The 21,877-nt window shown below is 70.6% G+C and carries 19 protein-coding genes; 8 read left to right on the top strand and 11 right to left on the bottom strand.

Annotated elements, in window-relative coordinates; genetic code table 11:
* Positions 1-73: 73 nt before the first annotated feature.
* A complete protein-coding gene (locus DEJ47_RS24295) occupies positions 74-2,308 on the top strand; it encodes a transglycosylase domain-containing protein (RefSeq protein ID WP_150171595.1) in 2,235 nt (744 codons plus the stop codon).
* Positions 2,309-2,391: 83 nt separating this feature from the next.
* Here DEJ47_RS24295 and DEJ47_RS24300 read toward each other — a convergent pair whose 3' ends face one another.
* From DEJ47_RS24300 to DEJ47_RS24315, 4 genes are all read right to left on the bottom strand, one after another.
* Entirely contained in the window at positions 2,392-4,422 is a 2,031-nt protein-coding gene (locus DEJ47_RS24300) for an ATP-binding SpoIIE family protein phosphatase (RefSeq protein ID WP_190415528.1), read from the bottom strand.
* Positions 4,423-4,592: 170 nt separating this feature from the next.
* On the bottom strand, positions 4,593-5,234 hold the full coding sequence (locus tag DEJ47_RS24305) for a class I SAM-dependent DNA methyltransferase (protein ID WP_223828480.1): 642 nt from the start codon (positions 5,232-5,234) through the stop codon (positions 4,593-4,595).
* Between the two features lie 116 nt (positions 5,235-5,350).
* Entirely contained in the window at positions 5,351-6,037 is a 687-nt protein-coding gene (locus DEJ47_RS24310) for a DUF402 domain-containing protein (protein ID WP_150171599.1), read from the bottom strand.
* A gap of 42 nt (positions 6,038-6,079) precedes the next feature.
* Positions 6,080-7,492, bottom strand: a complete 1,413-nt coding sequence (locus DEJ47_RS24315) for a class II fumarate hydratase (RefSeq protein WP_150171601.1) — start codon at positions 7,490-7,492, stop codon at positions 6,080-6,082.
* A 122-nt stretch (positions 7,493-7,614) separates the two neighbouring features.
* On the opposite strand from DEJ47_RS24315, the gene DEJ47_RS24320 reads away from it, so the two are divergent.
* On the top strand, positions 7,615-9,192 hold the full coding sequence (locus DEJ47_RS24320) for a ricin-type beta-trefoil lectin domain protein (RefSeq protein WP_150171603.1): 1,578 nt from the start codon (positions 7,615-7,617) through the stop codon (positions 9,190-9,192).
* Positions 9,193-9,244: 52 nt separating this feature from the next.
* On the opposite strand, the gene DEJ47_RS24325 is transcribed toward DEJ47_RS24320, so the two are convergent.
* Entirely contained in the window at positions 9,245-10,912 is a 1,668-nt protein-coding gene (locus DEJ47_RS24325; RefSeq protein WP_161238040.1) for a fumarate hydratase, read from the bottom strand.
* A gap of 167 nt (positions 10,913-11,079) precedes the next feature.
* Here DEJ47_RS24325 and DEJ47_RS24330 point away from each other — a divergent pair, with 167 nt between their 5' ends.
* Complete coding sequence (locus tag DEJ47_RS24330) at positions 11,080-11,730, top strand: DUF1707 domain-containing protein (protein ID WP_150171607.1); 651 nt, start codon at positions 11,080-11,082, stop codon at positions 11,728-11,730.
* A 138-nt stretch (positions 11,731-11,868) separates the two neighbouring features.
* Positions 11,869-12,246, top strand: coding sequence for a WhiB family transcriptional regulator (locus tag DEJ47_RS24335; RefSeq protein ID WP_150171609.1), 378 nt, complete (start codon positions 11,869-11,871; stop codon positions 12,244-12,246).
* Positions 12,247-12,340: 94 nt separating this feature from the next.
* On the opposite strand, the gene glpX is transcribed toward DEJ47_RS24335, so the two are convergent.
* The gene (gene glpX / locus DEJ47_RS24340; protein WP_150171611.1) at positions 12,341-13,372 is read right to left on the bottom strand and encodes a class II fructose-bisphosphatase; all 1,032 of its coding nucleotides are present in this window, start codon (positions 13,370-13,372) and stop codon (positions 12,341-12,343) included.
* A gap of 190 nt (positions 13,373-13,562) precedes the next feature.
* On the opposite strand from glpX, the gene DEJ47_RS24345 reads away from it, so the two are divergent.
* The gene (locus DEJ47_RS24345; RefSeq protein WP_150171613.1) at positions 13,563-14,081 is read left to right on the top strand and encodes a DUF4245 domain-containing protein; all 519 of its coding nucleotides are present in this window, start codon (positions 13,563-13,565) and stop codon (positions 14,079-14,081) included.
* Positions 14,082-14,157: 76 nt separating this feature from the next.
* Here DEJ47_RS24345 and DEJ47_RS24350 read toward each other — a convergent pair whose 3' ends face one another.
* The 4 genes from DEJ47_RS24350 to DEJ47_RS24365 form a co-directional block, all read right to left on the bottom strand.
* Entirely contained in the window at positions 14,158-14,748 is a 591-nt protein-coding gene (locus tag DEJ47_RS24350) for a malonic semialdehyde reductase (RefSeq protein WP_150171615.1), read from the bottom strand.
* A 147-nt stretch (positions 14,749-14,895) separates the two neighbouring features.
* Positions 14,896-15,153 (bottom strand): exodeoxyribonuclease VII small subunit, encoded by a 258-nt coding sequence (locus DEJ47_RS24355; RefSeq protein WP_150171617.1) that lies wholly within the window; start codon positions 15,151-15,153, stop codon positions 14,896-14,898.
* A gap of 9 nt (positions 15,154-15,162) precedes the next feature.
* Positions 15,163-16,410, bottom strand: coding sequence for an exodeoxyribonuclease VII large subunit (gene xseA / locus DEJ47_RS24360; RefSeq protein WP_150171619.1), 1,248 nt, complete (start codon positions 16,408-16,410; stop codon positions 15,163-15,165).
* 121 nt (positions 16,411-16,531) lie between these two features.
* A complete protein-coding gene (locus DEJ47_RS24365) occupies positions 16,532-17,941 on the bottom strand; it encodes an APC family permease (protein ID WP_150171621.1) in 1,410 nt (469 codons plus the stop codon).
* A gap of 109 nt (positions 17,942-18,050) precedes the next feature.
* Between DEJ47_RS24365 and DEJ47_RS24370 the strand changes: the two genes are divergently transcribed.
* Both DEJ47_RS24370 and ppgK read left to right on the top strand, forming a co-directional pair.
* Entirely contained in the window at positions 18,051-19,043 is a 993-nt protein-coding gene (locus DEJ47_RS24370; RefSeq protein ID WP_190415531.1) for a 4-hydroxy-3-methylbut-2-enyl diphosphate reductase, read from the top strand.
* A 51-nt stretch (positions 19,044-19,094) separates the two neighbouring features.
* The gene (gene ppgK / locus DEJ47_RS24375; RefSeq protein ID WP_150171625.1) at positions 19,095-19,835 is read left to right on the top strand and encodes a polyphosphate--glucose phosphotransferase; all 741 of its coding nucleotides are present in this window, start codon (positions 19,095-19,097) and stop codon (positions 19,833-19,835) included.
* A gap of 13 nt (positions 19,836-19,848) precedes the next feature.
* Here ppgK and DEJ47_RS37035 read toward each other — a convergent pair whose 3' ends face one another.
* Positions 19,849-20,331 (bottom strand): DUF6542 domain-containing protein, encoded by a 483-nt coding sequence (locus DEJ47_RS37035; RefSeq protein WP_223828481.1) that lies wholly within the window; start codon positions 20,329-20,331, stop codon positions 19,849-19,851.
* Between the two features lie 401 nt (positions 20,332-20,732).
* Here DEJ47_RS37035 and ychF point away from each other — a divergent pair, with 401 nt between their 5' ends.
* The gene (gene ychF / locus DEJ47_RS24385; RefSeq protein ID WP_150171627.1) at positions 20,733-21,821 is read left to right on the top strand and encodes a redox-regulated ATPase YchF; all 1,089 of its coding nucleotides are present in this window, start codon (positions 20,733-20,735) and stop codon (positions 21,819-21,821) included.
* The last annotated feature ends 56 nt before the right edge of the window (positions 21,822-21,877 follow it).

The following is a 21,877-nucleotide window of genomic DNA, read 5'->3' on the forward strand; positions in this document are numbered from 1 at the left end:
GGGTGCGGTGTTAGCTTCATGAGCTGACTCGACGTACGCATGTTGACTAGACCGAAGCGGAGCAATCTCAGTCATGGGCCGAGCCGAAGAACGACAAGCGCGGCAGCGCGGGGCCCGCAGGGCAGCGCGCAAGCGCCCGTCCGGCGGCAAGCGCACCGGCATACGCCGCTTCTTCACCTGGAAGAAGATCCTCGGAACTTTCCTCGGGTTCTGCCTGCTCGGCATGCTCGGCTTCGTCGTGCTCTACCTCGTCGTGGACATCCCCAAGGGCAACGCCGCGGCGAAGATGCAGAGCAACGTCTACAAGTACAGCAACGGCGATGTCATCGCGCGTACCGGAGACGTGAACCGCGAAATCGTCGACCTGGACAAGGTTCCCGAGGACGTCCAGAAGACCTTCGTCGCCGCGGAGAACAAGTCCTTCTACAAGGACGAGGGCATCGACTTCAAGGGCACGGCCCGCGGTGTCCTGAACACGCTGACCGGCAAGGGCAAGCAGGGTGGCTCGACGATCACCCAGCAGTACGTGAAGAACTACTACCTCAGCCAGGACCAGACCGTCAGCCGCAAGCTGAAGGAGCTCGTCATCTCGCTGAAGGTGGACCGCGAGAAGAGCAAGGACGACATTCTCGCGGGCTACATCAACACCAGCTACTACGGCCGCGGCGCGTACGGCATCCAGGCCGCCGCCCAGGCGTACTACCGCGTCGACGCCAAGGAGCTGAACGTCCAGCAGGGCGCCTACCTCGCCGCCCTGCTCCAGGCCCCGAGCCAGTACGACTGGGCCGCCGCGACGCCGACCGGCAAGAAGCTCGTCAAGCAGCGCTGGAACTATGTCCTCGACAACATGGTCGAGGAGGGCTGGCTGGACTCCGGCAAGCGCGAGGGCCTGACCTTCCCCAAGCCGAAGGATCCCAAGGCGCCGCCCGGCCGCGAGGGCCAGATCGGCTACCTGGTGGAGGAGGCCAAGCGTGAGGTCCTGCGCAACAGCAACCTCAGCGAGGCCGAGTTCGAGGCCGGCGGCTACACCGTCACCCTGAACATCGACCCCAAGAAGCAGAAGCAGCTCGAGAAGGCCGTCGACGCGCAGCTGAACGACAAGCTCGACCGCAAGAAGAACAAGGCGGACGCACGCGTCCAGGCGGGCGCCGCGTCCGTCGACCCCAAAACGGGCAAGGTCCTCGCCATGTACGGCGGTGAGGACTACGTGAAGCACTTCACGAACAACGCCACCCGCCGCGACTACCAGCCGGCCTCCACCTTCAAGCCGCTGATCCTCGCCGCGGCCCTGGAGAACGGCGCCAGGACGCAGGAAGGCCTGCCGATCACCGCGAGCACCGTCTACGACGGCACCAGCAGGCGGCCGGTCAAGGGCGGCGACGTGGCCTTCGCACCGCCCAATGAGGACAACATCAGCTACGGCCCCGTCACCGTCCAGAAGGCGATGAACAAGTCCGTCAACTCCGTCTTCGCGCAGATGGGCGTGGACGTGGGCATGCCCAAGGTCATGGAGACGGCGGGCAAGCTCGGCATGGACGTCAAGGGACTGCCCGCCGTGCCCGCCCAGACCCTCGGCTCCATGGGCGCGAGCCCGCTGGAGATGGCCGGTGTCTACGCCACGCTCGACAATCACGGCAAGAAGGTCACCCCGGCCCTGGTCGGCTCCGTCGAGCACAAGGACCGCACGGTCGACCTGCCGGACCCGATCGGCGACCAGGTCGTCCAGCGGGGCACCGCGGACTCCATCACGTCGGTCCTGACCGGCGTGGTCGACGACGGCACCGGCAGCGCGGTCCGCAACCCCGCGCAGGACGTCGCGGGCAAGACGGGCACCTCCGACGACAACAAGTCGGCCTGGTTCGCCGGCTACACGCCGAAGCTCGTCACCGCCGTCGGCCTGTTCGGCGAGGGCGCCAAGGGCGATCAGGTGTCCATGAAGGGCGCGGGCGGCTTCCCTCGCATCAACGGCTCGGGCTTCCCCGCCAAGATCTGGGCGGCCTACACGTTCGACGCCATGGGCTCGCCGAGCTCGTTCGACCTCGACACGAACATGGGCGCCGCCATCGCGCCGGTCCCTGACCCGTCGTCGAAGGCCCCGAAGGACCCGTCGAGCACGCCGACGGCGCCGGAGGACGACGACGAGCCGACGAAGAAGCCGTCGAAGACACCGACCCCGACGAAGTCGTCCACGTCGCCGACCCCGACCCCGACGCCGACCAAGACGACGCCGACGCCGACGGCCGACCCGGACCCGACGGACACCGGCGGGCCCCCGGACCCGGAGGACGGCAGGCCCAGCAGGGACTGAGAACCCGTCGCCGAGACGAGAAAGAGGCGCCCCGGACCGTAAAGGTCCGGGGCGCCTCTTCTTGCGTACGGAACCGGTGCCGGTCAGCTCCGGTTCAGCTCGAACCAGACCACCTTGCCGGTGCTCAGCCGCGTGGCACCCCAGCGCCGCGCCATCTTGTTGACCAGGTACAGGCCACGGCCGCCCTCGTCCGTGGCGCGCGCCTGCCGCAGCCGCGGCAGCTGCGGCACGTCGTCGCCGACCTCGCAGCGCAGCACGTCGGTCCGCAGCAGCCGCAGCGTGATCGGCCGCGACGCGTACCGCACCGCGTTCGTCACGACCTCGCTGACCAGCAGCTCCACCGAATCGGTCAGCTCTTCGAGACCCCAGCGGGCCAGCGCGCTGCGCGCCAGCCTGCGGGCCCGGGACGGCGTCGCGTTCTCCGGTTCGAGGAACCAGTACGCCACGTCGCTCGGCGCGATCCCGTCGAAGCGGGCCGCGAGCAGCGCGATGTCGTCGTCCCGGTCGCCCGGACCGAGCATGTCGAGCACCTCGTCGCAGAGCGCCTCAAGGGGCGGCGGGTGGTCCGGGCCCGTCAACTGGGCGGTGGCGGCCAGCCGCTCGCGCAGCTGCTCTATGCCGGTCCACACGTCGCGCAGACGGGACTCGACGAGCCCGTCCGTGTAGAGGAGCAGGGTCGCGCCCGCGGGGGCGTCCAGCTCCACGGCCTCGAAGTCGACGCCGCCCACGCCGATGGGGGCGCCCGGCGGCACCCGCAGGACCTCCGCCCGGCCGCCCAGGTGCAGCAGGACGGGCGGCGGGTGGCCCGCGTTGGCGATGGTGATGCGGTGCGACACCGGGTCGTACACCGCGTACAGGCAGGTCGCCATGCGGTCGGAGCCGAGCCGCTGCGCCTGCTCGTCCAGGTGGTGCAGGACCTCCTGGGGCGGCAGGTCGAGCCCGGCGAGGGTCTGCGCGGTCGTCCGCAGCTGGCCCATGATGGCCGCCGACGTCATGGAGTGCCCCATGACGTCACCGACGACCAGGGCGACGCGGCTGCCGGGCAAGGGGATCGCGTCGTACCAGTCGCCGCCGACCCGGGCGGTCTCGGCGGCCGGGAGGTAGCGCGAGGCGAGCCGCACGCCGGTCGGGCGCGGCAGCGTCTCGGGAAGCATGGTGCGCTGCAACTCGTCGGCGATGTACGCCTCGCGGCCGTACAGGACCGCCTTGTCGATGCCGAGCGCGCTGTGCGTGGCCAGCTGGGCGGCGACGAGGAGATCGTCCGCCTCGAACGCGGGCCGGTCGGGGCGGCGCAGGAACACGGCCGCGCCGATCACCCGGCGGCGCCCCCGCAGCGGCGCGAGGATGCCCCGCTGCCCGCCCGGCAGGGTGCGTCCCTCGCCGAGCAGTTCGGGCAGCGCGGCGCGGGCCGCCGCCGAGTCGGCGAAGACCGGGCGCACCCCGCGCAGCACCTCGGCGAGCGCGCCGCCGGGCCGCACCTCGCACAGCTCGGCGCTGCCCATCACATCGGTGATGTCGGCCTGCGCCGTCTGCGGCGCGGGCAGCGTGCCACCGCCGTCGGTGTCCGGTTCCTCGCCGCCCTCCTCGATGGAGCGCAGCCGGTCGGAGCGGCGCAGCCGCAGCACCAGCGGGCCCGTGGGCCGCTCGTCGCCGACCGGCAGCGGATCGCGCAGGTAGACCAGGATCGCGTCGGAGAACGTCGGCACCGTCGCCCGGCACAGGCCCATCACGATCTCGTCGAGGTCTATGCCGCGGGCGATGCGCCGCGTCGCGGCGCCCACGAAACGGAGCCGGTCGCCGTCGCGCCGCATCGCCACCGGGCCCGCGCCGGGCGGCCTCGGCCGGCCGGAGCGCCGCTCCTCGCCGTCCGGCGGTCCCACCGGTGCGGGGCCCGGCTGCGAGGGCACGCCGCTCTCGGGCACGGGGCGCGGGCGGTGCGGGTCGGGCTCGGCGGCCGGGGACTGGGTGTGCTCATCGGAGGACGGCACGGCTGTGCTGCCACCGCCCTCCGAGGTCTCCGGGGAACGCAGCAGCGCCCCGCGGGGATCCGCGGGGGCGGTCGGCCGGGCAGCTGGTGCCTTGCGACCCTCGTGGGGGGTGAGGTGCTCCGTCACGCGTTCTGAATCCGTCCGTCCGGGGCTGCGCGCGGTGCGCGCCGTCCAGCGTTGCACGTTGCTGAGAGCCTGTCTTCGAACCCCGGCTGCACGCCGACGCCCGGCACACACGCCCCGACCGCCGCCGCGCCCGCGCTCCGCGCGGACGACGGGGGTTCACAGACAGGCTCTCAGCCGCGTCGGCAGTGCAGAAAGACCTGGTGCTCGGGTGGTGCGTCGGTGCTTGCGGGGGCGTACGCATACGTGTCCTCGCCGGTGATCTCGAATCCCGCGTCCCGCACGACCTGCCGCAGTTCGTCCGCCAGGTAACCCGATACCCGGATCGTGTGCCCCAGGAACGGAATTGCCGCGTCGTCCAGGTCGGCCTCGACCATGGACAGCTCCATCAGGCCTCCCGGTCGCAGCAGCCCGTGCAGCAGCCGCAGCGCTTCGGGGATCTCGGCGCGCGGCAGCATCAGGAGGGCGAAGAAGCACGCGATGCCGTCGAACCTGCCGACACCACCGGGTCCTTCGGCCCTCAGGTCGGCTATGTCGAGCTGCCGGAACTCGGCGGCCGGCACGTTCTTTCCCGCCAGCTCAAGCATGCCCGTCGAGATGTCCGTGCCGAGCACCGAGTGGCCGGATTCGGTCAGCTGCCGGGCGGTCGGCAGACCGGTGCCGCAGCCCACGTCGAGAACGCGGGAACCGGCGGGAAGCGCCGTCGCGAGCCGGCGTCCCGCGGCGAGCTGGCCCTCCTTGTGCGGGAAGGCGTCGTCGTAGTGCTGCCCGATGGCATCAAAGGCCTCGGCCTGACCCCTGCGGTCCTCGCTCACGTTCTGCCGCCCCTCGATGACTTCCTGTCAGGCACCGCGCAGACCCTCGGAGTTACTGCTGTGCGCCCTTGCGGAGGACGATCCTACGTTTGAACCACGGGGGCGCATCAAGGGTCTCATGAGGACACATGCGCGGGCGTACGGTCCCAGTCATCCGGAAGGGGCGGTACGACCCAGGACGGATCGGGACGCCAGTGCTGCCAGCCGTCCGAGAACGGCGCCCCCCACGCGGCGATCACGTCGAGCGCGGCGCGACCCGCCGCACGTACGTCAGCGGCCTTTCCCGCGTCCATCAGACCGACCCTGCGGGCCTCGGCGAACTCGTCCTCGTCGTGCCAGCGCCAGCTGCGGTCCGGGCTCACGGAGATGTCCAGAAAGTGATCCTCGGAGTCCACGCCTCCGGACCAACGGACGCGCGGCTCCTCCAGGTTGACGTACCAGCTCCGGAACTGCCAGCCCGGCTCCCAGAACAGCCAGACCGACCACGGTTCGTCCGGTCTCGCCAGCTTCAGGACGCCGGTGCCGAACCAGTGGTCGCGGCGGACGGCGCGCGGCTTGGTGTAGCGGGTGGCGAGCGGCTCGTCGTGCACGGGGGTGCCGTCGGCGAGCACCGGCTTCACGCATTCGGTGCCGGGCGCCATCCACACGGCGAGCAGCTCGTCGGTGTCCCGCACGACGGTGACGGGGCGGCAGATGTGGACCCGGTTCCCGGAGTTCTCCCGGTACCGCCACAGGATGTGGTCCCCGGGCGCCCACCGCGCCACCCCGTCACCGGCCGCCGTCTTCCCGTCGAGGTCTGTCATGCACAGATACTAGACGCCCGGTTCCCGCGGGAGGCGGTGTCGCTACGGATGCGTCATCCGCAGGACGTCCAGTGCCTCGTCCAGCTGTTCCAGGGTGAGGTCGCCCCGCTCCACGTACCCGGATTCGAGGACGACCTCGCGGATCGTCCTCCGCTCGGCGAGGGACTTCTTGGCGACCTTCGCCGCCTCCTCGTACCCGATGTACTTGTTCAGGGGCGTCACGACGGACGGCGACGACTCGGCGTACTCCCTGGCGCGCTCGCGGTTGGCGGTGATGCCGTCGACGGTGCGGTCGGCGAGCAGGCGCGCCACATTGGCGAGGAGCCGGATCGACTCCAGGACGTTCTTGGCGATGACCGGCAGCATGACGTTCAGCTCGAAATTGCCGGCCGCGCCCGCCGCGGCGACCGTCGCGTCGTTGCCGGTGACCTGCGCGGCGACCATCAGCGCGGCCTCCGGGATGACCGGGTTGACCTTGCCGGGCATGATCGAGGAGCCGGGCTGGAGGTCCGGCAGGCCGATCTCGGCGAGGCCGGTGCGCGGGCCCGACGCCATCCACCGCAGATCGTTCGCGATCTTCGTCAGGCCGACGCCGATCGTGCGCAGCTGCCCGCTGGTCTCGACGATGCCGTCCCGCGCGCCCTGCGCCTCGAAGTGGTCGCGCGCCTCCGTCAGCGGCAGCCCGGTGGTCCGCGCGACCTCGGCGATGACGGCCGCGGAGAAACCGGGCGGCGTGTTGATGCCGGTGCCCACGGCCGTGCCGCCCAGCGGCAGTTCGGCGAGGCGGGGGAGCGAGGCGCGGAGCCGCTCGACGCCGTACCGCATCTGGGCCGCGTACCCGCCGAACTCCTGGCCGAGCGTCACCGGTGTCGCGTCCATGAGGTGGGTGCGCCCGGACTTCACGACGTCCGAGAATTCCTCTGCCTTGCGCTCCAGGGCGGCGGCGAGGTGTTCGAGCGCGGGAATGAGGTCGTTGCTGACCGCGCCCGTCGCCGCGATGTGGATCGAGGACGGGAAGACGTCGTTCGAGGACTGCGAGGCGTTGACGTGGTCGTTGGGGTGCACGTCGCGGCCGAGGCGCTCGGTCGCGAGGGTGGCGATGACCTCGTTGGTGTTCATGTTGGACGACGTGCCCGAGCCGGTCTGGAAGACGTCGACGGGGAAGTGGTCGTCCCAGCGTCCCTCGGCGACCTCGGCCGCCGCGTCCGCGATGGCGTCGGCGACGTCCTTGTCGACCACCCCGAGCTCCGCGTTGACCTTCGCGGCGGCCGCCTTGATCCGGGCGAGCGCGGCGATGTGGGCGCGCTCCAGGACCTGTCCCGAGATGGGGAAGTTCTCCACCGCCCGCTGCGTCTGGGCACGCCATTTGGCGTGCGCGGGGACCCGCACCTCGCCCATCGAGTCGTGCTCGGTCCGGTACTCGCCGGTGCGGCCTTCGCTGGCGTCGCTGGTCATGCGCTGAACCTACCTCTCCGCTCAAACCCCGTGGAAAGTTGAGCACTTGTCTTGTTCCAGGTATTCCCAAGTCTGCTACTGACCAGTAAAAACCCTGGGTAACACCACACCGGGGAGGCGCAATGGAGCGCAACAGACGCAGCGGGCGAAGCGGCGGCGGGAGGCGAAGCAGCGGCAGGGGACGCCTGCGATGTTCGTTCGCGGCGGCGGTCGCGATGGCGGCCGTGCTCGGCACGGCCGCGGCCGTGCCCGCCCAGGCGGCGGACGGCGGCGGGGCGCAGACCGCCGCCGCGACGCCCCTGCCGCCCGAGCTGGAGAAGATCCGGGCGGCCGAGGCCACCAAGCTCTACGGCAGCCCCGCGGAGCGCCCCATGGCCGACCGCAAGACCGGCCTGATCTCGCTCGGCGACAGCGAGATCTCGGGTGAGGGCGTCGGCACGTACGAACCGGGCACGGACGGCCCCGACAACTGGTGCCACCGCTCACCGGACGCCGCGATCCACCGCACCGGCATCCCCGCGGACGTGACGTACAACGTCGCCTGCTCCGGTGCGCAGACCGTCAACATCAGGATCGGCGGCCAGAAGCAATATGCCGACGAGCTGGTCCAGAGCGACAACCTCGCGATCAAGGCGCGCAACACGAGGATCAAGACGATCCTGCTCGTCATCGGCGCCAACGACGACCTCCAGTTCGCCCCCGTGATGACGGACTGCGTCACCCGCTACCTGCTCCTCCAGGGGCCCTGCGCCGGCAAGTACGACGACGGCTGGCAGGCGCGTGTCGACGCCCTCGTCCCCAAGGTCGAGCAGTCCATCCGCGACCTGAAGACCGTCATGAAGGACGCGGGATACCAGGAGGGCGACTACAAACTCGTCGCCATGGGCTACCCGAGCCCGATCGGCCCCGACTTCCGCGACAACCCGAAGTTCCCGGGCAAGCTCGCCTGCGGCGGACTCGGCTACGACTCCGACACCGAGTGGGGCCGCAACATCGCGGTACCGGCCTTCGAGACCGGCATGCGCAGGGCCGCGCGGAACGCCGGCGCCACCTACCTCGACAACTCGCGCCTCTTCCACGGCCACGAGGTCTGCATGGAGGACACCTGGGCGCGCGGTCTGTACGTGGACCTGTCGAACCCGTTCCCGCCGGACTCCAACTCGGTGCGCCAGTCGTTCCACCCCAACGCCCGCGGCCACGCCGCCTTCGCGTCCTGCCTCACGCAGATCCACAACTCGGACCGGCGCGAGGGCAGTTGCGCCGACCCCGCGAGCACGGGCAGCCCGAAGCTGTACCCGGTGGCCTGGGACGACGTGTACAAGCCGCTGAGGAACGAGGCCACCGGCACCTGCGTGGACGTCGACGCCTCCAGGAGCGGCAACGGGACCAGGGTCCAGGGCTGGGACTGCACCGACAACCGCAACCAGACCTGGTGGCACGACGGCACCTCCGGTGGGCAGCGCTCGCTGCACACCGGCCTCACCCAGGACCGCTGCCTGGACGTGCCCGACAGTGCCTACAAGGAAGGCACCGCGGTCGTGCTCTGGAACTGCCACGGCGGCGCCAACCAGAAGTTCGTCCGTGACGCGGGAACGGTGCGTCCCGCCGCCGACACCGGGCTCTGCCTGACCCTCGCGGGGGCCAAGGAGCCGGTGCGGCTGCAGAAGTGCACGGGAGCGGCGAACCAGCGGTTCGCCTGAGAACGCGGCGGGGCCCCTTCACGCGCGCGTGAAGGGGCCCCGCCGCGAGTTGCTACGCCAGACCCGGTCCGCGCACCGGGATGTGCGTGAACGTCGGCTCCGGGGCCGGGTTCTGGAAGAAGTCGTTGCCCTTGTCGTCGACGACGATGAAGGCCGGGAAGTCCTCGACCTCGATCTTCCAGACCGCCTCCATGCCGAGCTCCTCGTACTCGACGACCTCGACCTTCTTGATGCAGTCCTGCGCGAGGCGCGCGGCCGGGCCGCCGATCGAGCCGAGGTAGAAGCCGCCGTGCGCGTCGCACGCGTCGGTGACCTGCTTGCTCCGGTTGCCCTTGGCCAGCATGACCTTGGAGCCGCCCGCGGCCTGGAACTGCTCCACGTAGGAGTCCATGCGCCCGGCGGTGGTCGGGCCGAAGGAACCGGACGCGTAACCCTCGGGGGTCTTCGCGGGACCCGCGTAGTACACGGGGTGGTCCTTCAGGTACTGCGGCATCTCCTCGCCCGCGTCGAGCCGCTCCTTGATCTTGGCGTGCGCGATGTCGCGGGCCACGACCAGCGGTCCGGTGAGCGAAAGGCGGGTCTTCACCGGGTGCTTGGTGAGCTCGGCGAGGATGTCGTCCATGGGCCGGTTGAGGTCGACCTTGACGACGTTCTCCTCCTCGCCCAGGTGCTCGTCCGTGGTCTCCGGCAGGAAGCGCGCCGGGTCCGTCTCCAGCTGCTCCAGGAAGACGCCCTCCGCGGTGATCTTCGCGGTGGCCTGGCGGTCCGCCGAGCAGGAGACTGCGATCGCGACGGGCAGCGAGGCGCCGTGCCGGGGCAGGCGCACCACGCGCACGTCGTGGCAGAAGTACTTGCCGCCGAACTGCGCGCCGATGCCGATCTTCTGCGTCAGCTCGAAGACCTTCTCCTCCAGCTCCTTGTCCCGGAAACCGTGGCCGGTGGGGGAGCCCTCGGCGGGCAGCTCGTCCAGGTAGTGCGCGGAGGCGTACTTCGCGGTCTTCAGGGCGAACTCGGCGGACGTGCCGCCGACGACGATCGCCAGGTGGTACGGCGGGCACGCGGCCGTACCGAGCGAGCGGATCTTCTCCTCCAGGAACTTCATCATGGAGGCCTCGTTCAGGACGGCCTTCGTCTCCTGGTAGAGGAACGACTTGTTGGCCGAGCCGCCGCCCTTCGCCATGAAGAGGAACTTGTAGGCACCGCCGTCGGTCGCGTACAGCTCGATCTGGGCGGGCAGGTTGGAGCCGGTGTTCTTCTCCTCCCACATGGTGAGCGGAGCCATCTGCGAGTAGCGCAGGTTCAGCTTCGTGTACGCGTCGTAGATGCCCTTGGACAGCGCCTTCTCGTCCTCACCTTCGGTGAGGACGTTCTGGCCGCGCTTGCCCATGACGATGGCGGTGCCGGTGTCCTGGCACATCGGGAGCACGCCGGCCGCCGCGATGTTCGCGTTCTTCAGCAGGTCGAGCGCCACGAACTTGTCGTTGGACGACGCCTCCGGGTCGTCGACGATGCGCCGCAGCTGGGCGAGGTGCGCGGGCCGCAGGTAGTGCTGGATGTCGTGGATGGCCTCGGCGGCGAGCTTGCGCAGGGCCTCCGGGTCGACCTTGAGGAACGTCCGCCCGTCGGCCTCGAAGGTGGAGACACCCTCGGAGGTCACCAGCCGGTACGGGGTGGTGTCCTCTCCCAGCGGGAGCAGATCGGAGTACTCAAACTCTGGCATTACGGCCATTCCTCACTCGGCAGACAGCGGCGCGGCCTCCATTGGCGACGCGTCAACCAGCGTAGAGCGCGCTGACCCGGCCGGGTTTGTGAGGTAAGGCTCAGTAGGCCGGAGCGGGTTGTCCACAGGGGTAGTCGCGATCTATCGCGTTTGGGTACGCTGCCGGTGTGGACCTCGAAAAGCAGCCCTCAGCGCTCCGTGCCTCCGACGCCGACCGGGACCGCACCGCGGACATACTCCGGGAGGCCCTGGCCGAGGGCCGCCTGACCGCCGACGAGCACGCCGAGCGGATCGACGGGGTCTACCGCGCCAAGACGATGGCCGAGCTCCAGCCGCTGGTGCGGGACCTGCCGGCCGCACACGAGCAGCCGTCCGCCCGCCGACCCGCCCCCGCGCCGTCCCGCCCGTCCCCGGGCGTCGTCCCGCCGGTCGCCGACGAGAACCTCGTCGCGGTGCTGAGCGGCTCGGTGCGCCGCGGCCGCTGGCGTGTGGGCCGGCGCACCCACGCGTACGCCGTGTTCGGCAGCGTCGAGATCGACCTGAGCGAGGCGATCTTCGAGCACCGCCAGGTCGTCATCAAGGCGTTCGCGATCTTCGGCTCGGTCGAGGTCCGCGTCCCGGAGAACGTCTCGCTGCGCGGCAGCGGCACGGGCGTCCTCGGCAGCTATGAGGTGGACACGCTCGACTCCCCGGACCAGGACGCCCCCGTCGTCTTCGTGGACGGCGTGGCGGTCATGGGCAGCATCGAGGCCACCCCCAGGCGCGGCAAGTTCGTCCGCGACCTCCACCGGCAGCTGCGCAAGCACCTCGGGCACTGAGGGGCGTACGCGGGGGCGCGCAGGGGGCGCGGGGAGTCCGGACTTCCGGACATCGGAACTCAGTGCATAGGCGCGCACACAGCGGGTAGAGCTTGCTGCATCGTCTCTCGCTCGCGAAGCCGTCGTCAGGAGTAGACCGTGCTGCAACCGTCGCCGCATCAGTCTCTGCAGGTCGCCGCTGTCCCGGCCCAGCGTGAGCCAGTGCGAGATCGGGACGATGACGCCCCGTGGCACACGGAGGCCGTGTGCCGCCGTGACGAGGCCGGACTCTTCTTCGCCCCGTCCAAGGAACCGACCGCGGCGCGGCTCTCCCGCGAGGAGGCCGCGAAGCGCGTCTGCGCCCGCTGCCCCGTCATGGTCGAGTGCCGCGAGCACGCCCTCCTGCAGCCCGAGCCGTACGGCGTGTGGGGCGGCCTCACCGCCGCCGAGCGCCGCGTGGTCCTGGCCCGGCGCCGCAGGCGCGACCTCGAACTGCAGAAGGCGGCGCACGCCGCGGGGATAGCCGCGGCGGGATAGGGCCCCATTCCGTGTGCGTACGCCGATGGGGGCGTCCCCCGCACGGGACGCCCCCATCGACGTACGGCTGTCCGGGTCGGACCGCCGACCGGTCCTACTTCGCGCGGTCGAAGTCGACGGCGCTGTACGCGCGCAGCTTCGAGAGCCGGTGGTCGGAGTCGATCTTGCGGATCGTCCCCGACTTGGAGCGCATCACCAGGGACGACGTCGAAGCGGTCGCCGCGCGGTAGCGGACGCCCTGGAGCAGCTCGCCGTCGGTGATGCCGGTGGCGACGAAGAAGACGTTGTCGCCCTTGACCAGGTCGTCCGTCGAGAGCGTGCGGTCCAGGTCGTGGCCCGCGTCGATGGCGCGCCGGCGCTCCTCGTCGTCCTTGGGCCACAGCTTGCCCTGGATGGTGCCGCCCAGGCACTTGATGGCGCAGGCCGAGATGATGCCCTCGGGGGTGCCGCCGATGCCCATCAGCAGGTCGACGCCCGTGCCCTCGCGGACGGCCATGACCGAGCCCGCGACGTCGCCGTCCGAGATGAACTTGATGCGCGCGCCCGTCTCGCGGATCTCCTTGACGATGCCCTCGTGCCGGGGGCGGTCCAGGATCATGACCGTGACGTCCTCGGGAGAGGAGTTCTTGGCCTTGGCGACACGGCGGATGTTGACGGAGACGGGCGCGTTGATGTCGACGTAGTCCGCGGCTTCGGGTCCCGTGACCAGCTTGTCCATGTAGAAGACGGCGGACGGGTCGAACATGGCGCCGCGGTCGGCGGCGGCGAGGACGGCGATGGCGTTGGGCATGCCCTTCGCACAGAGCGTCGTGCCGTCGATCGGGTCGACGGCGATGTCGACCTCGGCGCCGGTGCCGTCGCCGATGCGCTCCCCGTTGAAGAGCATCGGGGCTTCGTCCTTCTCGCCCTCGCCGATGACGACGACGCCGTTCATCGAGACGGTGTGGACGAGGGTCCGCATGGCCCTGACCGCTGCGCCGTCGGCGCCGTTCTTGTCGCCGCGGCCGACCCAGCGGCCCGCGGCCATGGCGGCGGCCTCGGTGACCCGGACGAGCTCCAGGGCGAGGTTGCGGTCGGGAGCCTCGGGGGAGACCTCGAGCTCGGACGGGAGATGATGCTCGGTCATCGGAGCGCACCTTTCTGCTTGATACGACGACGGCCGGATGAGGGATTGTGAACGACTCTATCCGTAGGCCGACAAAATGAGCAGAGGGCCCCACGCATGAGCGGCCGGGGTGCCGAGGGCGGGACCGGGGGAGGGGTCGGAGAGGAAGGGCGGGGGAAGGTGCGCGGTCCGCGCCTGAGACGATGGGGGCGTGGCAGGAAGACAAGGCACTCAGACCGTCAAGAACATGCTGTGGTCGTTGGTGGTGATCGCACTCGCCGCGGGTGTGATCTACATCTTCATCCCGCACAACGAGTCCAAGAGCTCCGTGAAGCGGGTCGACTACCGCGTGGAGCTCCTGACGGCCCGCCGGGCCGCGGCCTATCCGGTGGCGGCGCCCGAAGGCCTGGCCAAGGCGTGGAAGCCGACGTCCGTGCGGTTCAACGGCGCCGACCACGACACCTGGCACCTGGGTTTCCTCGACCCGGACGAGGAGTACGTGGCGGTCGAGCAGTCGACGGAGAAGCCGTCCGCGTTCATCAAGAGGGTCACGCAGAACGCCTCGAAGACCGACGCCGCCGACGAGATCGGCGGCCGCACCTGGCAGCGGTACGAGGGCTCGAAGTACGACGCCCTGGTGATCGAGGGCGAGGGCGCCACGACGGTGGTCACGGGCACGGCGTCCTTCGATCAGCTGGCGAAGATGGCGGAGTCACTGAAGATGTCCTGACCGCTCGGTCGTACACGCACGAAGGGCCCCCGGCGGCGCGCCGGGGGCCCTTCGTGCGTGTCGTGGCGTCGTGCGGTCAGACCGTGGTGACGACGTCCTCGTAGGACAGGCGAGGGGAGCGCGGGAACCAGGCGTCCTCGCCCGGCTTGCCGATGTTGACGATCATCAGCGGGGTGTGGTCGTCGTCCAGGAACTCCTTCTGGACGCCGGCCGCGTCGTAACCCGTCATCGGGCCGGCGGCCAGACCGGCGGCGCGGACGCCGACGATGAAGTACGCGGCCTGGAGCGCGGCGTTCAGCTGGGCGGCCTGCTCGCGGACCGGGCGCTCCGAGAAGAAGGCGTCCTTGGCCTGCGGGAAGTGCGGGAACAGGGCGGGGAGCTCGTTGTGGAACTCGTTGTCCGCGGAGAGGATCGCGACGAGCGGCGCGGCGGCCGTCTTCGGACGGTTGCCCTCGGCCATGTGCTGCACCAGGCGCTCGCGGGCCTCGGGGGAGCGGACCAGGGTGACGCGCAGCGGCGACTGGTTGAAAGCGGTCGGGCCGTACTTGACCAGGTCGTAGATGGCCTGGACCTGCTCGTCGGTGACCGGCTCGTCGGTGAAGGTGTTCGCGGTGCGGGCCTCGCGGAAGAGCAGGTCCTGGGCGGCGGGGTCAAGTGCGAGAGACATGGATCAACCTTCTTGAACGTACGGGGTGTCTTGCGGAACCCGTCACCGGGCTCGCGACTACGACAGTACGCCGCCACTGTTCAACTTTCAATCAAAACTGGATCGGCGTGATCCGGTTCACAAACCGCAGGTCAGCGCTGTTTTCCCTCAGGCGTCATCCTCAGGGTCCGCCTCGTCGCCCGTCTCCGGGCCGGCCAGGGCCGCGTCGAGCCGGGCACGGGCGCCGTCGAGCCAGCGCCGGCAGATCTTCGCCAGCTCCTCGCCGCGCTCCCACAGGGCGAGCGACTCCTCCAGGGTCGTGCCGCCGGTCTCCAGGCGGCGCACCACCTCGATGAGCTCGTCCCGCGCCTGCTCGTAGCCGAGCGCGTCCGTGGAGCCGGTGACGTCGTCCGTTGTGCTGGTCATGCGCCCACCCTAATTCTCGTCCTTGTCGTCGCTCTGCGCGGTTCGCGCCGCCGCTACGGCCCGTACGGTGAAGTCGCCCTCGGCGACGCGCGCCTTCAGCTCGTCGCCGGTGTCCACGTCCCCGGGGGCGCGGACGACCGAACCGTCCGGCTTCTGCAGCACCGCGTACCCCCTCTGGAGGGTCGCGGCGGGGGAGAGGGCCACCACGCGCGCGTGGGTGTGCGTCAGCTCCGAACCCGCGCGGTCGAGAAGGTGCCCGAGCGTGCGCCGACTGCGGTCGACGAGCGCGGCGACCTGCTCCTCGCGCTCCTCGACCATGCGGTGCGGATGCTCCATGCAGGGCCGTGCCAAGGCGTGGGCGAGGCCGCGGGCCTCCCTCTCCAGAAAGCCGTCCATGCTGCGGCGGGCGCGGTCGCGGAGCCACTGCACGCGCTCGTACTCCTCGCCGACGTCCGGCACGACCTTCTTGGCGGCGTCGGTGGGGGTGGAGGCGCGCAGGTCCGCGACGTGGTCCAGGAGCGGGTTGTCCGGCTCGTGGCCGATGGCGGACACGACCGGCGTACGGCATGAGGCCACGGCGCGCACGAGCTGCTCGTCCGAGAACGGGAGCAGGTCCTCCACGCTGCCGCCGCCGCGCGCCACGATGATCACGTCGACCTCGTTGTGCGCGTCCAGGTCCTTCACGGCCTGCACGACCTGCGGCACGGCGTGGATGCCCTGGACGGGGACGTTGCGCACCTCGAAGCGGACGGCGGGCCAGCGGTGCCGGGCGTTCTCCAGGACATCGCGCTCGGCGGCGGAGGCGCGGCCGGTGACGAGCCCGATGAGCTGCGGCAGGAAGGGCAGCTGCTTCTTCCGCTCGGGCGAGAAGAGGCCCTCGGCACCGAGGCTCTTCTTCAGCTGCTCGATCCGGGCGAGCAGCTCGCCGACGCCGACGGGCTTTATCTCGGCGGCCCGCAGCGACAGCTGCCCGCGCCGCTCGTACCACTCCGGCTTCGCGCGTACGACGACGCGGGCGCCCTCGGACACGACGTCCGCGACCGCGTCGAACACCTGGCGGTAACAGGTGACGCTCACGGAGATGTCGTGCGACGGGTCGCGCAACGTCATGAAGACGACGCCGGCGCCGGGCCTCCGGGACAGCTGCGTGATCTGCCCCTCGACCCAGACGGCACCGAGCCGGTCGATCCACCCACCGATGAGCCGCGACACCTCACCGACGGGGATCGGCGCGTCGGCGGACGTGTTGAGAGCCATGCACCGAGCGTAACGGCCCCCACGGACAACCCCGCGAAACGGTGGACGGGGGCCAGGCACCGCTCAGGGGCGCGGGGAACTGCGCGAGTGACCACGACCGACCCGCACCCGGGGCGGGACCTCAGGCCCCCAGCCGTTCCCGTCTGCGGCCCTGCGCCAGCAGCACCACCAGCCCCACCCCCAGCCAGACCGCCCCCACCACCTGCGCGGAGCCGGACGCCTCCCAGATGACCGCCACCACGATCGCCGCCCCCAGCACGGGGATCAGCACATGCCGCCACCAGCTGAACGCAGCGTCCCGGTGGCGCAGCGCGAACCAACCCACCACGCTCGCGTGCAGCAGCAGGAACGCCGTGAGCGCCCCGATGTCGACCACCGACACCAGGTGGTCCATCCCGTCGTCCCGCCGCGCCGCCCACACCGCCGCCACCAGCGTGATGACCGCCGCACAGAGCAGCGCGACCCGCGGCGTACCGGAGTCCGTCTTGGAGAGGGCCTTCGGCAGTCGCCGGTCCCGCGCCATCGCGAACAGCAGCCGCCCCGCCGCCGCCTGCCCGGCCAGCGCCGCGAACGCCGCACCGATCGCCTTGCTGACGGCCACCAGATCGTGCAGCCACGACCCCGCGGCGGAGTCCACGGAGTCGTAGAACGCCGTGCCCTGCTTCCCCGGGTCCGACGCGAGCTCGGCCGATGACAGCGGCTCCAGGAGGGCCACCAGATACGTCTGGAGGATGAACAGGAAGCCCGCGAGCGCCAGACACACGAGCACCGCCCGCGCGACCTTCGCCGACCCGCCCGTCACCTCCTCCGCGAAGGAGGCGATCGCGTCGAAGCCCAGGTAGGAGAGGACCGCGATCGACACCGCGCCGACCACCGCCGACAGCGCGAACGCACCCTGCGACCCGTCCCCGGTCAGCGGCGACAGCCAGTCGCGCGTGGCGCCGTCCCTGACCAGCACGACCACCGCCGCCACGACGAAGACCAGCAGAACCACGACCTCCATGGCCAGCACCGCGAACCCGACCCGCGCCGCCGTCCGCACGCCCCACAGGTTCAGCGCGGTCGTGATGAGCACCGCGAGAGCCGTCCACACCCACCGGGACACCGACGGGACCAGCGAGTTCATGGCGATGCCGGAGAAGAGGTACGCGACCGCCGGGATGAGGAGGTAGTCGAGCATCGCCATCCACCCGGCGATGAACCCGGGCCCTTTTCCGAGCCCCGCGCGCGCGTAGGCGAACACGGACCCCGCCTGGGGGACGACCCGCACCATCTGCGCGTAGCTGAAAGCGGTGAACGCCATCGCGACCGTGGCGATCAGATAGACGAGGGCGACGGCGCCGTGCGACTTCGCGTCCAGCGTCCCGAAGACGCCGACCGGCGCCATGGGGGCGATGAACAGCAGGCCGTAGACGACGAGGTCGCGGAAGCCGAGGCTGCGCCGCAGCCCGTCGCCCCCGCCGCCCCCTGGGGACCCGGCGCCTCCCGCGGGCTCGGCGTGGGCTCCCGTACTGGCGGACTGTCCGGACATCGTGCCTCCGTGCCTCCGTGGATCAAGGCCGCGTGGATCCGCGTAGATCGACGCAGGTCCCCAGTGTCCCCAACCGGGCGATCTTTGACGCGCTGGACGCGGCCTTACGATGGGGGGCATGACTGCTACGCCTGGCTCCCGCCGTGTCCTGCTCGCCGCTCCCCGTGGCTACTGCGCGGGCGTGGACCGTGCCGTGATCGCCGTCGAGAAGGCCCTGGAGCAGTACGGGGCCCCGATCTACGTACGCCACGAGATCGTCCACAACAAGTACGTGGTGCAGACCCTGGAGAAGAAGGGCGCGATCTTCGTCGACCAGACGGCGGAGGTGCCCGAGGGGTCCATCGTGATGTTCTCGGCGCACGGCGTCGCCCCGACCGTCCACGCGGAGGCCGCCGAGCGCAAGCTCGCCACCATCGACGCGACGTGCCCGCTGGTCACGAAGGTCCACAAGGAAGCGGTCAGGTTCGCCAAGGAGGACTACGACATCCTCCTCATCGGGCACGAGGGCCACGAGGAAGTCATCGGTACGTCGGGTGAGGCGCCTGACCACATCACGCTGGTCGACGGCCCCGAGGACGTCGCGAACGTCGAGGTCCGCGACCCGGACAAGGTCGTCTGGCTCTCCCAGACCACTCTCTCCGTGGACGAGACCATGGAGACCGTCGACGCCCTGAAGGGCAAGTTCCCGAACCTGCTCTCGCCGCCCAGCGACGACATCTGCTACGCCACGCAGAACCGTCAGATCGCGGTGAAGAAGCTCGCCGAGGACGCCGAGCTCGTCATCGTCGTCGGCTCCAAGAACTCCTCGAACTCCATCCGCATGGTCGAGGTCGCCCTGGACGCGGGCGCCGCCGCCTCGTACCTGGTGGACAACGCCGGCGAGATCGACGAGGCGTGGCTGGAGGGTGTGACGACGGTCGGCCTGACCTCGGGAGCCTCCGTGCCGGACGTGCTGGTCGACGGCGTCATCGAGTGGCTCGCCGAGCGGGGTTACGGCGACGTGGAGACCGTCAAGACGGCCGACGAGTCCATCACCTTCTCGCTGCCCAAGGAGCTCCGCAGGGACCTGCGCGCCGAGGCGGCGCAGCTGTCGCAGAGCTGAGGCGGCCGGGCCGCCCCGCGCGCACGGCGCGGGCGCCGTACGGTGGGAGCCATGCAGATCTTCGGTGTGGACATCGGCGGATCCGGGATCAAGGGCGCTCCCGTTGACCTGGATCGTGGAGACCTGACAGAAGAGCGCCACAAGGTGCTGACCCCCCAACCCGCGACACCGGACGCCGTGGTCGACGGCGTGTGCGAGGTCGTCCGGCACTTCGGCTGGACGGGCCCCGTGGGCGCCACCTTCCCGGGCGTGATCACGAACGGCACGGCACGTACCGCCGCCAACGTGGACAAGAGCTGGATCGGCACGGACATCCGGAAGCTCGTCTCCGAGCGGCTCGGCGGCACCCAGGTGACCGTCCTGAACGACGCGGACGCGGCAGGCGTCGCCGAGATGCACTTCGGCGCGGGCCGCGGCCGTACCGGCACGGTCATCCTGCTCACCCTCGGCACGGGCATCGGCAGCGCGCTGTTCACCGGCGGCCGCCTGGTCCCGAACACGGAACTCGGCCACCTGGAGCTGCACGGCCACGACGCGGAGAAGAAGGCCTCCTCCAAGGCGCGCGAGGACGAGGACCTGAGCTGGGAGCACTGGGCGCGACGCGTCCAGAAGTACCTGGCGCACGTGGAGATGCTGTTCTCGCCCGAGCTGTTCATCATCGGCGGCGGCGTGAGCCGCAAGTCGCACAAGTTCCTGCCGCTCATCAAGGGCATCTCGGCGGAGATCGTCCCGGCGCAGCTGCAGAACAACGCGGGGATCGTGGGAGCGGCGATGGCGGCGGCGGAGGCGTGACGCCGGCGCCGGTCTAGGCGGTGGGCAGGCGCTTCCCGGCGGTACCGGTGCCCCCGGCGCCGTTGCCGGCGGAAGCCGTGCCCCCGCCCTGGGCCGGACGCGTCGGCTGCACGGGCCGTGCGCCCTGCCTCCGCGACACCATCAGCCGAATCTTCCGTACGGTCACGATGAGTCCGGCGACGAGCGTCCCGCCGTACAGCCAGCCGGCCTGGAGCGCCAGCGTCGTCACGACCCCCATGAACCGACCGCCGAACCCGGCCGTGCCCTCCGCCACGGGCAGCACCCCGGCGGCGAAGGCGATCGGCACGGCCACCGGGGCGGTGACCAGGTCGGCGGGGCGCACCCACAGGGCCGTCAGCGCGGCGACGGGCACGAACAGCACGCCGTACGCGACGACGGAACCGTCGCCGATCAGATGCAGCAGGCAGGCGAGCAGGAACATCACCGCCGTGCAGAAGAGACCGCTGCCGAGCCCCGTCAGACGGGGGTTGGGCATGCGCCGCAGCGCGCGGTACAGCGGGGCCCTGCGCAGGGCCCGGACGAACGGTGGAACGGGGCGGCGCGGACGGGGCGCGGACCGGTACGTCGTGCCCGCCGCGGCGGGCCGTCCCTGTGGGGGCAGCGGGGCAGGCCGGCGGGGCCGGGCCGGTGAGGTGGTCCTTGGGCCGGACTGAGGGGGACGCGTCCTGTGTTGCTCCACTGGACCAACCTAGGCGGGGCGCGGCGCGGAATCCGGCACGGGACACGCCCTTGGGCCGACCTTGGCCATCCGTTCGAAGCGGAGGCGACGGGCAGGCGGGGGCGCCGGACGCACGCCGTAGACTGGGGGATCGCCCCACGGTCGCTCCGGCCCTCCGGGCCGTCCACCCACAGCCCTCACGTACGGGAAGTCGCAACGTGTCGCTCACGATCGGAATCGTCGGTCTGCCCAATGTCGGCAAGTCGACCCTGTTCAACGCCCTGACCAAGAACGACGTGCTGGCGGCCAACTACCCGTTCGCCACGATCGAGCCCAACGTCGGCGTCGTCGGCGTACCTGACGCCCGTCTCACGAAACTGGCCGAGATCTTCTCCTCCCAGAAGATCCTCCCGGCGACGGTCGACTTCGTCGACATCGCGGGCATCGTGCGCGGCGCGAGCGAGGGCGAGGGCCTCGGCAACAAGTTCCTCGCGAACATCCGCGAGTCGGACGCGATCTGCCAGGTCATCCGTGCCTTCAAGGACGAGAACGTGGTCCACGTGGACGGCAAGGTGTCTCCGAAGGACGACATCGAGACGATCAACACCGAGCTGATCCTCGCGGACCTCCAGACGATCGAGAAGGTCCTGCCGCGCCTCCAGAAGGAGTCGCGCATCAAGAAGGACGTGGCGCCCAAGGTCAAGGCGGTCGAGGAGGCCCAGGCGATCCTGGAGAAGGGCGACACGCTGTTCTCCGCGGGCATCGTCCAGGGCTCGGGCCGTGAGGAGCTCCTCCACGACCTGCACCTCCTCACCACCAAGCCCTTCCTCTACGTCTTCAACGTGGACGAGGACGAGCTGACGGACGACGCGTTCAAGGCCGACCAGCGCGCGCTGGTCGCCCCCGCGGAGGCGATCTTCCTCAACGCGAAGCTGGAGTCGGACCTCGCGGAGCTGGACGAGGACGAGGCCCTCGAACTCCTCCAGTCGGTGGGCCAGGAAGAGCCCGGCCTCGCCACCCTCGCCCACGTGGGCTTCCGCACCCTGGGCCTCCAGACCTACCTCACGGCAGGCCCGAAGGAATCCCGCGCCTGGACGATCCCCCAGGGAGCCACGGCCCCCGAGGCGGCCGGCGTCATCCACACGGACTTCCAGAAGGGCTTCATCAAGGCCGAGGTCATCTCCTTCGAGGACCTGGTCGAGACGGGCTCGGTCGCCGAGGCCCGCGCGGCGGGCAAGGCGCGCATGGAGGGCAAGGAGTATGTGATGCAGGACGGGGATGTGGTGGAGTTCCGCTTCAATGTTTAGTGGGTGACATACCACCACGTCGCTGATCTGGCAAACATGCAGGTCAGAAGGGGTCC

It is taken from the genome of Streptomyces venezuelae (genome assembly GCF_008642355.1).
GTDB lineage: Bacteria > Actinomycetota > Actinomycetes > Streptomycetales > Streptomycetaceae > Streptomyces > Streptomyces venezuelae_B.